Raw genomic sequence first — 11,702 nt, 5'->3', positions numbered from 1 at the left:
CACCAGAATCCGTGAGGTGACCGGGGGCTCACGCGAAGCGTGAGCGAGAGCCGGACCGGCCGGTTCGGCCCGGTCCGCTACTCGGTGCGGCGCGAGCGGGGATCAGCCCACCAGTCGAGGGTGAACTTCTTCAACGCGTCGAGATCGAACTCTTTACAGCTCAGGGTCCGGTAGGCGTTGACGGCCTTGAAAGCCTCCTTCTGAGCAGGAGCGGGTCCCCCGACCACACGGCCGGACAGCGGGTCGGTCACATAGGTCCGCAGTGCGTCCAGTTCAGCTGCCGGGAGCTGGGGCCGGTACTGGACGATGACGAAGCCGTCGCCGATGATGTGGCCGAACGCGGATTCGGGGGCCGGCTGGTCGGGCTCGGTGAACTGCACCTTCGGGTGCCCGGAGTCACCCGCGAACGACTCGGTGCGATCACGGACTTGGCAGTTGCTCAAGGCCTGCGCCGTCTCGGTCGGTTTGCCGACGACCACCAGAAGTGCGGCAGCCACCACGCCGCATGCCACGAGCGCGGCCTGCGCACCTTGCACCACGCGCTTGGTGGGGCGGAACCGGGTCGGAAGCCTGCGGACGGCCGCAGCGAGGCCGACGAATGCGGCAATCGCGGCCATCTGCCCGATCTCCACGCCGAGATTGAACGCCAGAACCCGCCAGACCAGTCCGTCCTCGGGCAAGTTGAGGTCCTGCAGGCGGGTGGCCAGGCCCAAGCCGTGGACGAGGCCGAAACCGGCGACGGCGGGCGCGAACCAGCGGCGCTGGCCCGCGCCGAGCAGGCCGACCACGCCCGCGAAGACCAGGCTCAACGCGACCACGACATCCACAACGACCGGATTCACACGCCACCCGGCGAGTGTCGCGATCAGCAGGGTGGTGCTGTGACCCAGGGCGAACAGGCTGATCAGCCCGGCAGCGCGACGGGCCGAACCCGCCAAGAGGAGGACCGCGGCGACAAAGAGCAGGTGGTCCCAGCCCAACAGCATGTGCGTGGTGCCCAACCAGACGAACTCCGGAGCGCTCTTGTCTGCCGCGGGGCCGATGCCATGCGCGGACGCCGACGGCGCAGACGCTGCCAGGAGCAGGGCTGTCAGCGATATGAGGACAGCCCCTCGGTATTGCGGGTGGAGCATGCGTGCAGCCTTTCAAGAGACGGGCGCCTTCGTGACGCCACAGCAGCCGGGCAACGCCGAAGCCCACCATCGCCTGGACCGTTCTTCAGGAGGCGACGGACCGCGGCAGATCACGCCCGTGAGCGCACAGAGACCAGTCAAGAACCGTGGCATGGCGCTGAAAGCCAGCGTTGTGGCGGGTCAGCCCGGCTCCGCGCCGAGCGAGCATAGCGGTCATCACCTCAACTGGACCCGCTGCCAACGCCGCACGAACGGGAGCGCCCGCGGCCAGCTACCTCCTGGACAGCTGGTCCGACTACCTCGCCGCCCGAGCAGAACTCACCACAGCCCTACCCCCCCCGGCGGACTGACCCGTCACGCGCGCGCTTGCGATGCGACGCCATTGGCGATCCCGCCTCCGCCCGGGAACTCCGCGATGAGCGGCGTCGGCGGTAATGGCGCTCTTGTCGTGGTCAACCCGTTCAGTTGATCTCCCACTCCTTTGCGTGATCTTCCTTGGTGTGTCCGGGTGCATCAGCCCAGGGTCCCGACAGTCTTCGGTCTGCGACGAATTCGGCCTGTCGCGGGGCCCACATGCTCATCCGGAGGTAAGGCGTGAGTGCTCGGGCGCTGCGTGTGCGCGGCCTGTCGTCGCTGCCGCGCCGTGACGGCGCGGACAAGTGTGATCCGGTCGAGTTGCTCGTCGACATCACCTATGTGCTGGCGTTGTCGATGGCGGTGACCCTGATGAGCCGGCAGCCGGGGATGGGCGGCGTGCTGCAAGCCGTTTCGGTGTTGTTGGCGGTGGTCGGGCTGTGGCAGTACTCCGTCACCGTTGTCACGATCATCTCGGTCAAGTCCGCGTTGCCCAAACTCTTGATGATCTTGCAGACGGGGTTGTTCCTCGCCCTGGCTATCACCTTGCCGGAGGCGTTCACCGACCAGAGCGGCGGGTTGAACGGCCCGGTCGTGTTCGCCCTGATGCTCACCCTGAACGCCGTGTGCGGCCTGGCGCAGTGGACGTTGGTCGCGGTCGGGCAGCCGACGCTGTATCGCAACGTCGCCGTGGTGCAGGCCGGGTATGTGCTGCTGGCGGCGGCCGCCTGGGCCTCCCTCGCCGCGCACGGCGCGGCCAAGGCGGTATGGATCCTGCTCGGTGTGCTCGCCTTCTACGGGCTGGCGTCGTTCACGAACATGCCGATCTACGACCGCTTCGGGATCGGGCAGACCGAGCAGTGGCACCAGTTCGGGCTGCGGGCGTTCGGGGAGCGCTACGCCGCCTCCTACACGGTGGCGTGCTGCCTGTCGCTTGAGCTGCTGGAGCAGGCTGGACAGGCCGGCCGCCTCTCGGCGGGGCTGGTGGTGCTGGTATTGGCCGCGTTGCTGATCGCCTACCTGCTCCTGCAGCTGTACGCCCCGCTGGTTCATGCCGCCTACCGCCGCCTGGATCCCTCCCTGGGAGAGGCGACGGTCGGGCAGGCACAGGCGCAGATCTTCTCCTACTTCCTGGGCCACAGCCTGATGTGCGGCGGCCTGGCGGTATCCGCCGGGGCGTTGAGTTCGGTGTTCACCGACCTCGCCTCCTCCTCTTCCCGTTTCGGGCCGCCGATCGGCACGACGGCTTTGGTGGAGCTGTACGGCGGCGTCGCGTGCTGCCTGCTGGGGCAGGCGATGTTCTCTTCCACCACCCGCTGGCGCCTGGACGGGCTGCCTCTGGGCGGCGCGGCCGTGGTGGGTGCGCTGCCGGTGCTCTTGGTGGGGTGCCCCGCGCTGCTCGCCGTGCTGGTGCTGCTCGCCGTCTGCGCCGTCCTGTTGCGCCTCACGCGGCGCAGCGCCGCCAGGGCCGCCCGCCGCTCGGCCGTGGGTATCCCCCGGCGGTGGCGTCCGGTGGTCCGCTTCAACAAGCGGGGCCACGAGCTGTCGGGCTTCGAGTTGATGTTTGATGTGATGGCGGCGTTTGCGTTCTGCCAGACCGATGTCCTGGTGTTGCGTGATCCCAGCGCCGAGGGTGCGTTGCGGGGTCTGCTGGTCCTGGCCATGCTGTGGGGTCTGTGGATGAGCTTCGTGTGGGCCGCCAACACCGCCGATGCCGACGCCGGCACCATCCGCACCCTGCACATCGTCGCGCTGGGCGGCCTGGTCTTTTTGGGGCTGGCATTGCCGCGGGCCTTCATCGAGCCCGGCTTCAACGCCCGTGTGATGGTGTTCCTGGCCGCCTACTTGATCACCCGCTGGGCGTCCGCATGCGCGTTGTGGGTGATCCAAGGACGCACCGCCGGGTACCGGCCGCTGCTCGTGATCGCCGCCAGCGTGGCGACCGCCACGCTGATCGGCGCCTCCACCCAGATGCCGCAGCGGTTGCGGGTCGGCTTGTGGCTGGCCGCCCTGGCCTGCGAAGCCATCGCGGCGTACTCCTTCACCCGACGCTGGTGGGTTGCCGCACCATCCCATATCGCGGAGAGGTTCGCGTTCATCGTCATCATCGGCCTGGACATGTCCCTGGGCGGCATGGCCTTCCAGCTGGGCGGTGCACCCATCGGAACCCCCCAAATGATCCTCGTCGCCCTCGCGCTGGTGAGCGTGACCGTCATGTGGTGGCTGTACTTCTCGCTGCTGCAGCCGAACGCCGAACACCGCCTGACCCAGACGGATCCCGCCGTGCAGCGGCGTGTCCACAACCGCCTCGCGTACGGCTACTTCAACGTGGCCCACCTGGTCGTGCTCGCCGGGATGGTCGCGTTCGGCTTCGGCCTGCGCGCCATCGCACGCGATCTCGGCGCAGCCCCCACCGCCGTGTGGGGGCCGCGGCTGCCCGGGCTGGGGGCGATCGCCCTGGGCGTCGGCCTGGCCGTCTTCGCCGTAGGCATCACCGCCATGTGGGCGCTGCAGGGGCACCGCCCCCGCGCGGGCGTTCTCGCCGTCACCGTCGCGAGCCTGGCGCTGATCCCCTTCGCGGTCCACCGCGCCTGCCTGCCCGCCCTCGCGGGCTTCGTCGGCCTGTCCCTGGCGCTGCTCGCCGCCGAAGCCCGAAGCCCGCTACGCCGCGCCGCCACCGGGACCCAGACGGATAACGGTCCGGACGAAAACGCCCCGTCGGCCCAGCCCACCGCGCTCGCGTCGTTCGAGGTGCTGGACGCCGACGGCGACGGAGTCATTACGTGGCGGGACTTCACCCTGCAGCTGCACCGCATCCAAAGCGACTCCGCCACTACCGACCCCACCCTCGTGCACCGCACGGAGGTTGCCTATCGGGCGTTGTGGACGGCGATCGGCCAGGCCATGGACACCGACCGCGGCCGGGTCATCACCCGCGCGGAATACACCGCCTACCTCGCCCGCCCCGACCTGGGCCTGTCCGCCGGCGTGCCTCAGCCCCAAACCCCGGCCGACGCCGCCGACCGATCAGCTACGGAGACACGATGAAGGACTTCCACAATCTCCCCGTCCCCCGGATGAACGAGGCGACGTCGCAGGCGCACGACGGTGGAGCAACCGGTCACGATCTGGAATCCCACCACGAGTGGATGACGGCGTTCTGGCATGCCAGCAGGATGGTTGGGAAAGTGCTTCCTCCGACCGGCACTGACGCATTGCGCTATGTCGGGCCGAGGGACCGAGAATTCCTTGAAGCTTTTTTCGCCTGGTACTGCCGAAGGTTCCCTGTCACGCAACACCTCAACCTGAAGCATCTGAAGGACCAGACGCACCTGACTGTCATGTCCTTCCCGAAAGTGCGGGATTTCAGCACGCTGGCCACGCTCAACCACGCCATGCTGGTCACTTTCCATGTCGACGACCACCGCCACCAGCTGGATCTGGTGCGGCTGCTCGACGACAGCCGGGCGGACCCGGTGGTCCACGCGTTCATGGAATACATTAGGAGCGAGATCCCCGGATCTTACGAGGGATACACGGACGTGTTCCGGGAGTTTCTTGCCGGAAGCCTGATGCAAGGCAAGATCAAACGGAGCGAGCTTCTGTACAGCAGGGTGAAAAGCCTGACCATGGGCATTTTCCCTGTGCACTACATCCTATGGTGCCTCTACGGACTCCCGTCCGAAAAATTCGGTGCCCTCAAACTCCACAACTACGTGCACTGGCTGCAACTCGACACGGTGCTGGTCAACGACCGGTACTCACTCGGCAAGGAGTCCGACTCCAGCGAGTGGAATGCAATCGCGGCACACGAGCTCAGCCACGAAGAGCTGACCGCCATGATCGACGACAACTACGCCCACCTGGTCACGGCCCTGGGGGAACTCCTGGCAACCGAAGAAGACCAGACGTGCGTAGAAGCGTATGAGGACTTCAAGATCTGCGCGGACGCCACAAAAACCTGGGAGGAGTTCTCACCCAGGTACCACACCGACAAGGGCGACACAGAGACTGAAGGGCCGGGACGAAGCCAGCCGGCAGGACGCTGTATCCCCTACGGCCCGACAGGACTGGGAACGAAGGGCCTGCGACTGGGCATCGACAGTACCGGCTGACCCGGTGGCCAAGCCTCCGACAACGCGAAGGGTCGGTCGAAACCGGCTTTCGCGGCTTCGACCAACCCGGGGCGCCGGTTCGCCGTGGCTCTGGTCAGTGGCCCTGGCTAATGAGGTAGTCGGCGAGACTCTCGACGGCAGATGAGGCATTTCCTGCCATCATCTCCTCGTTGTGAATGCCAATGACGACTGCTTGTCTCGTCCTCGCGATGGCGGCTCCCACGCGCCCAGTCCGGCCATAGATTGAGCGATCCTCACACCTCGCCATCACGTACCTCTGGCCGGCAAGGAACAGGGCTTCCCCGAAGAGCTGATTCTTGGCTTCCGTGTCGCCGTTGAGTGCCGCGCTGATGCGGTTGGCCTCGTCCTGCGTGATATGGAGGTCTGGGCTGGACCCCCACTCCTGGCCGTCGAGACTGAAGATCGCACCCTGGCTCACATGGCCGGTGCCCACGAGGCTCGTGTCCACGTATGCCTGCCAGCTGCCCATAGCGTGCTCCTCGCTCGCGCGTTTGAATGTCGCCCCCTCTGCCCTGCAGAAGGCCGCGACCACAAGGTCTGGCCGCTACTTTGCGGCTGGTGTCTGGGCTAGGACTCCGGGGCCGACCCCAGCGGAGCTTGGTCGCCGGCCACTCCGCGCGCTACCGGCCCAACGCCTCCGGCGACGGCGGCAGCCACAGGGCCGGATCCTGATCGCTCTTGCCGCGGTTCGAGCGGGCCGTCACCGCGGCCAGAGAGGCCGCCTAGCCCTGGTCGTTCGCGTACGCCTCCGCCGGGCCGGCGTCCACGCCGATAGGTGGGCTCGCGGGGACAGACCAGCTACGTGCCTTCGTTGAGCCCCTGCCACTGCAGCTGGACGGCAGAGAGATCCACAGGCACGCCGACGGGCAGGGGGCTCTTCGACTCGAAGGAGATAGGGCCCGACGCTGTAAGGAAAGCTCCGCCGGTGGGCGACCCGTCAGGGTTGGAGCCCAGGGGCGGAGGCGGGAAAGAGAGCATCCTGCCGCTTGCCCGTGCAGGCTGAACCGTCTGAAACTCGAGCGGTCCAGCGAGCTCGCCGAACCGTTCGAAGGTCATCACCATTGACTGCAACCAGGTCTGCACAAGCCCGTCCGGAGCCTCGCGGAGGTTACCTAGTGGAGACAGGTCGATGTCGGGAAGCTTGAGCGTGACCTGCCCGAGAAGCGGATGACTGGCCTCCATGGCGAAGTTCAGGGTTCGCAGACGGACGGAGTCAATGCCCCCGACCTCGACCCTCACGGTCGTGCTGCCGATGAAGTTCAAGCGGGGAAGAGGCGGAGGCAGAGGTACCACCAGGCTGGCACCGAAGATGCTCAGCGACAGGGGGATGACCGCCCCGATCGGGGGGAGCAACACGGCGGCCCGGCGCTGAGCCGCCTGGGCGTTCGGTCCGGTGGCCGCCAGCAATCCCGTGCCGGCAAGGGCTGCAGCGGCCGCCTGGCGGAGCATGCGGCGCCGCCCCATGGGTGTCGATGAAGTCACAATGGGTCATTCTCGGCTACTCCACGCCACCAAACCATTCCTAGTGTGGATCATCACCCATCCGGGTGGGAACTGAACCGGTCGTCCCACTTCAGTGGCAAACGGCTGGCCAACTACGGCGCTCACGATTCGGCATCCCAACCAGGAGCTTTGACGCTGGTGACCGGAGCGAGCAGGCCGAAGACGGGATCGAGAGCCCGTCACGCCGCCCACCGTGCCACGCACCAGATGGCGCATCACGAGCACCCCGCAACCGAGCGGCTGGCGCCGGGAGCCCGTACGCGATCAGGACTGGGTCACCACTGCACGGACCCAACCGGTACGTGCCACCCGCCCCCTGGCCGACATGGGACAAATGACCGCCCCGTACAACCTCGGGCCGTGACGGTTCGAATAGGAATACTGCGGCTTGGGAATACTGCCTCTCCACCAGTGCTGGTCGAGGACGGGCCCCAGGGCGAGCACACCGTGCGGTCCTGGACGCGGGAGCGCGGCGAGGTGGAAGGGCCCTGACAGCGCCCCGGCAGGGGGTTCCCTGCCACGTTGGGAGACGGCCGACAGGTCGACGGTCGGGCTGCCGGGCGGGGCCGACCGGTGCTGTCGACCTCATGGAGGCCCTGCGCGCCAGCGTCGAGCGGGCCAGGAGTCCCAAGGACACCAGCGACAAGGCCGCCTCCCCCGGCGCCCGGGCGGCCAGCGGAAAGAAGGCGCCGGCCGTGGTGGGAGGTCCTGCACGGGCACGGTCGTGGTCAGGCCACCGTGACGCGCAGGACGTACGGCTCGCCCGTACTGATCGCCTGCGCCTGTCCCCGGAGGTCGGCGTCCGTGAAGCCGAGCAGCGCCTCGTCGGCGGCGCGGCGGAGCAGCGGGAGGATCTCGGCGACGGGCCGGCCGCGGCGCTCTTCGGCGAGCTCGGCGAAGGCCCGCTGGTAGGGGGCTCCGTACGTGCTCGCGCTGTCGGCCAGCAGCCGCTCAAGGTGCTGCCGCTCGATGCTGATCTCGCCCATGGCCCGCTCCTTCGGTCCTCCGGGGCCCGTCCCGGTCCGGGGGCCTCGCCTTCGACGCTACGAGGCTGGTCTGACATCGACCTCCGACCCGGCATGGAGCGCGTTCCGGCTGATGAGGTCGAGGAGCTCGCGGGTGGGCGGCGGCATCAGGCCGTCGGTGGCGAGGAGGTGCCACTGGCAGCCGGGAATGAGCTGGTCGAGCCGCCGGTACTCCCCGAGCTGGTAGAGCAGCACCAGGGCGTCGAGGGCGTGCTGGGCGGGTGGCCAGTCACGCTCCTTCAGGGTGCTGAGCACGGCCAGGCCGGCCATCGCGTAGCGGCAGTTCTGCCACTCCCCGACCGCCTCGCCCAGGCGTCCCGCAGCGAGTTCCTCCTCGACGCGCGTGCACAGGTCCAGGGACCACTGCCGTACGCGCTCCGTACCTCTCCAGGCCCGTGCGAGGTCCTCCAGCGGAGCCGTGGCAGCCAGGTCGCGCAGTTGGTCGCGGGCATCCAGTACGGGGCCGAGGGCCAGATGGTTGTCGTCGGTGAGGATCGCGTCGGCGATCTCGGGGGCGTCTTTGCGGGTGGTCTCGACGAGGGACGCGATCGGGTTGGCTACCGCGGTGGGGTTCATCGCGCGGAGCATTTCGCCGATGTCCTCCAGGGACATCGTCCCGGTGATGACGGCGGCGGCACAGAGTGAACACGAAGCCGACACCGTGTTCACGACGACCCCGGCGGCCTGTCGGCCGCCGGGGTCGTTTCATCCCGCCCCATCGACAACCAGCACGTCGCCCCCATGCTCATCTTCAGCGTCGCTCAACAGGAGCCAGCCACATCGCGATCGCCACGGACCATCCCGGCGGGCGCGGGATCGACGCGACCGCCGGCGGCGTGCTGCTGTACGCCGGAGGACCATCCCGCGAGCGGCAGGGGTCGTGCTCGTGCTTCTCGGCCCCCCGCGTCGCACAGGGCAACGCCACCGGCAGCACCCGGGAAGCCGTCACCCGCGCCTTCGAACTTCTCGAACACGGCTGGACGGCATCCCGGCCCGGCGCCTGACGGAGTCGTGCGTGGGACGACGTACTCAGCAGGTGATGGTGACCTCGTGGACCACCGGGTTGGCCGGGCGGGGGAACGAGGCCACGCCGAAGGTGCCGCGGATGGTCGAGCCGCACGGGACGGTGGTGACCAGGCCGTGCACCTCGAGGTTCGACAAGGTGAAGATGACCGGTTTGGTCTGAGTGCTGGGCGCGGCGCCGCTGCCGAGGACCTCTGCGGACAGGGTCGTGATCAGTTCCTTCGGGGCGGGCGCCGGGCTGCCGTGGGAGGGCGGGCCGGCGAAGCCGACAGTGCCGTAGAACTCGACGGTGTTACCGGTGACCGCGGCACACACCCGCGTGGACAGGCCTGCCTGGAGACCCGAGTGGCCGCAGGAGGTGACGGTCGCGACGGTGTCGGCCGACTGCGCGGTGGCGCTGGCCGGGGTGATCGCGAAAACGGCCAGACCTGCGGTGCCTGCGGCGAGCAGAGCTAAGCGGTTCATGGTGGTCCTCCTTGAGGTGAAACACCGTCCAGGGATTCCTGGATGGCGTGTATGACATGTGATATTTCACATGTCATCAGAACGCAAGTTGATCAAGGTCTGAACTCGTCCCGTCCGCCCCGTGGCCATCTCGCCCCCGTGCACGGCGACTTGGGCCCACGCCCCAGTCGTGCGTTCACCTTCCCCGCCACGCTCACCCACGAGATTCCGGCGCGCTGGCTGCGCCCACCGCAGGAACGCTGCAAGTGACGCAACGAACCCCCCGAGACCCAACAGCGGCAGCCGCCGTACGGGACGCGGCCCGGCCCGGGGTGACCGGGCCGCCGCCTGCCCCCCCCGTGTCGCCAGGACTTGGTCGGCGGTCGGCTACTTGTGCGGAATCCTGGCGACGGGAAGGCCCAGGCCGTGCTTGGTGACTGGGGTAAGGAAGGTGGGCGAGTCGCGCGAGCTGGGCGTCTGCGAGCGCGGCGAGCCGCTCGTACGCTGTGGCGATCTCATCGAGGGGCCACAGGACGGAGGCCAGCAGCAGGGGATCGCCTTCGTCGCCGATGCGCATGGCCCAGGGCCCGGGCGGAGTAGAGCTGACCGGTGTCGACCGTGCCGTCGTCCCGTACCAGGGCGTGGACCAGTACACGGGTGGAAATCTCCGGGGCGGCCGAGATGATCCGTAGGCGCGCCGCTCATCGCTCCTCCGCCTCCTGGACGCCGCGGTACATGGCGGTGACCGCGCCGAAACCCAGCAGGGTCCTCAGGTACGGCGTGTGTTCCGTGCGTCCGGCGACGAAGCCGTGCCGTACGTACAAGGCCCGGGCCCGGTCGTTGGTGTCGATGACGTCGAGCCGGATCCGGCGGCAGCCGGCGTCGGCCGCCACCGCGGCAACCTCTCGCAACAGGAGGCTGCCGATCCCGCAGCCGCGGTGAGCCGAGTCGACCGCGATGCCGTCCATGACCAGCTCCCCGTCCTTCGGGGTGCGTTCGAGCAGGGCGAGGAGCGCGACGCGCGGCAGCCCCCGCAGCGTGCCGTAATCGGACAGCACGTCCTTCACCCCGCCCCCGGTGAGCGCCCGCCCGCCCCACTGGTAGCCGGCCACACCCACCACCTGGCCTCCCGCGAGGGCCACGATGGCCCGGTCGCGGTGGAGATGCGCGGCGATGAACCGCCTGCCCTGCTCCGGCGGGTTCAAAGCCGCCCCCAGTTTGCGGCCGAACGCCTCCCAGTACAGCTCCGCCACCCGCGCCTGAGCCCCGTCAGGGACCCCGCGAACGACGGTCAACTCCCCCGACGCCGCGTCCTCATGTCCACCTGTGCTGCCCACTGCGCACCCTCTCCCCTCGATCACCGATCGGCCGATCCCTCGTCCAACACGAACGAGTGTAGTACGTTCGTTTCAGAAACGACCGTTTCCATGAAGAACGATTTAAGGTTGGATGATGAGACGTTCCGTCTTCCGGCGTGGCCGCCGCGCCCCGGCGGTGATCTGGTCACTCGTCGCCGTGGTGCTGACCGGGACCGCGCTGGACGCCGTGGTGCTACGGCAGAACAGCTACGCGATCCGCGAGGAGAAGGTGTCCATCCGCCACGGCGAAACGGCCCGGGACGGCGTACTCGCCCTGCCGCCGGACCACCGGGGCCGGGGGCCGTTCGGCCTCGTCGGGTTCGTCCACGGCGACGGGCCGGTCGACGCCCCACACGAGACGTTCTACCGGCCCATCTGGGAATCCCTCGCCCGGGCCGGATACGCCTCGCTGTCCTGGAACAAGCCCGGGGTCGCGGGCTCGGCTGGGGAGTGGCTGGACCAGACCATGACCGAGCGGGCCCGTGAAACGTCCGACGCCATCGCCTGGGCGACCAGGCAGCGGCCGGACATGGACACGCGCCGCAGCGGACTCTGGGGGGCGAGCCAGGCAGGCTGGGTGCTGCCCAAGGTGGCCGCCCAGGCCCGCGGCGTGCGGTTCGTCATGGCTGTCTCCCTAAGAATGTAAGGCGGTCCGGGAGGACCGGGTGTGGCTGATGGCTGTGTGCCGTTGATGGCTCGAGAGGACTGGCCGCCCGGTCCTCCGGG

General features: G+C 68.6%; 10 protein-coding genes and 1 pseudogene. 3 read left to right on the top strand and 8 right to left on the bottom strand.

The window, feature by feature from the left end; genetic code table 11:
- Positions 1-77 precede the first annotated feature (77 nt).
- Positions 78-1,133 carry a HupE/UreJ family protein gene (locus tag ACWGIF_RS29535; protein WP_453502032.1) on the bottom strand — a complete coding sequence of 352 codons (1,056 nt, stop codon included), beginning with the start codon at positions 1,131-1,133 and terminating at the stop codon, positions 78-80.
- A 594-nt stretch (positions 1,134-1,727) separates the two neighbouring features.
- Between ACWGIF_RS29535 and ACWGIF_RS29530 the strand changes: the two genes are divergently transcribed.
- The gene (locus ACWGIF_RS29530) at positions 1,728-4,535 is read left to right on the top strand and encodes a low temperature requirement protein A (protein WP_453502031.1); all 2,808 of its coding nucleotides are present in this window, start codon (positions 1,728-1,730) and stop codon (positions 4,533-4,535) included.
- Positions 4,532-5,602, top strand: a complete 1,071-nt coding sequence (locus ACWGIF_RS29525) for a hypothetical protein (protein WP_453502030.1) — start codon at positions 4,532-4,534, stop codon at positions 5,600-5,602. The genes ACWGIF_RS29530 and ACWGIF_RS29525 overlap by 4 nt, the downstream gene beginning before the upstream one ends.
- A 94-nt stretch (positions 5,603-5,696) precedes the next feature.
- On the opposite strand, the gene ACWGIF_RS29520 is transcribed toward ACWGIF_RS29525, so the two are convergent.
- The 7 genes and pseudogenes from ACWGIF_RS29520 to ACWGIF_RS29490 all read right to left on the bottom strand — a co-directional run bounded on the left by ACWGIF_RS29520 (position 5,697) and on the right by ACWGIF_RS29490 (position 10,955).
- On the bottom strand, positions 5,697-6,092 hold the full coding sequence (locus tag ACWGIF_RS29520) for a profilin (RefSeq protein ID WP_453502028.1): 396 nt from the start codon (positions 6,090-6,092) through the stop codon (positions 5,697-5,699).
- Positions 6,093-6,246: 154 nt separating this feature from the next.
- Positions 6,247-6,395 (bottom strand): annotated as a pseudogene (locus tag ACWGIF_RS29515) (HNH endonuclease); the annotation flags it as partial.
- A gap of 26 nt (positions 6,396-6,421) precedes the next feature.
- Positions 6,422-7,072 carry a hypothetical protein gene (locus tag ACWGIF_RS29510; RefSeq protein WP_453502026.1) on the bottom strand — a complete coding sequence of 217 codons (651 nt, stop codon included), beginning with the start codon at positions 7,070-7,072 and terminating at the stop codon, positions 6,422-6,424.
- 782 nt (positions 7,073-7,854) lie between these two features.
- Positions 7,855-8,112, bottom strand: coding sequence for a hypothetical protein (locus ACWGIF_RS29505; protein WP_453502025.1), 258 nt, complete (start codon positions 8,110-8,112; stop codon positions 7,855-7,857).
- 57 nt (positions 8,113-8,169) lie between these two features.
- Entirely contained in the window at positions 8,170-8,763 is a 594-nt protein-coding gene (locus ACWGIF_RS29500; protein WP_453502023.1) for a hypothetical protein, read from the bottom strand.
- Positions 8,764-9,180: 417 nt separating this feature from the next.
- Entirely contained in the window at positions 9,181-9,639 is a 459-nt protein-coding gene (locus tag ACWGIF_RS29495; protein ID WP_453502021.1) for a hypothetical protein, read from the bottom strand.
- A gap of 680 nt (positions 9,640-10,319) precedes the next feature.
- Entirely contained in the window at positions 10,320-10,955 is a 636-nt protein-coding gene (locus ACWGIF_RS29490) for a GNAT family N-acetyltransferase (protein ID WP_453502019.1), read from the bottom strand.
- A 112-nt stretch (positions 10,956-11,067) separates the two neighbouring features.
- Between ACWGIF_RS29490 and ACWGIF_RS29485 the strand changes: the two genes are divergently transcribed.
- Complete coding sequence (locus ACWGIF_RS29485; RefSeq protein ID WP_453502017.1) at positions 11,068-11,622, top strand: alpha/beta hydrolase family protein; 555 nt, start codon at positions 11,068-11,070, stop codon at positions 11,620-11,622.
- The last annotated feature ends 80 nt before the right edge of the window (positions 11,623-11,702 follow it).

The organism is Streptomyces sp. NPDC054849 (assembly GCF_053610945.1).
This window is presented reverse-complemented; position numbering and strand designations above follow the sequence as displayed.

Bases quoted from the DNA above. Each gene is read 5' to 3' on its own strand.
- ACWGIF_RS29535 (WP_453502032.1), bottom strand. From the start codon at position 1,133: ATGCTCCACCCGCAATACCGAGGGGCTGTCCTCATATCGCTGACAGCC.
- ACWGIF_RS29525 (WP_453502030.1), top strand. From the start codon at position 4,532: ATGAAGGACTTCCACAATCTCCCCGTCCCCCGGATGAACGAGGCGACG.
- ACWGIF_RS29520 (WP_453502028.1), bottom strand. From the start codon at position 6,092: ATGGGCAGCTGGCAGGCATACGTGGACACGAGCCTCGTGGGCACCGGC.
- ACWGIF_RS29510 (WP_453502026.1), bottom strand. From the start codon at position 7,072: ATGCTCCGCCAGGCGGCCGCTGCAGCCCTTGCCGGCACGGGATTGCTG.
- ACWGIF_RS29505 (WP_453502025.1), bottom strand. From the start codon at position 8,112: ATGGGCGAGATCAGCATCGAGCGGCAGCACCTTGAGCGGCTGCTGGCC.
- ACWGIF_RS29500 (WP_453502023.1), bottom strand. From the start codon at position 8,763: ATGTCCCTGGAGGACATCGGCGAAATGCTCCGCGCGATGAACCCCACC.
- ACWGIF_RS29495 (WP_453502021.1), bottom strand. From the start codon at position 9,639: ATGAACCGCTTAGCTCTGCTCGCCGCAGGCACCGCAGGTCTGGCCGTT.
- ACWGIF_RS29485 (WP_453502017.1), top strand. From the start codon at position 11,068: ATGATGAGACGTTCCGTCTTCCGGCGTGGCCGCCGCGCCCCGGCGGTG.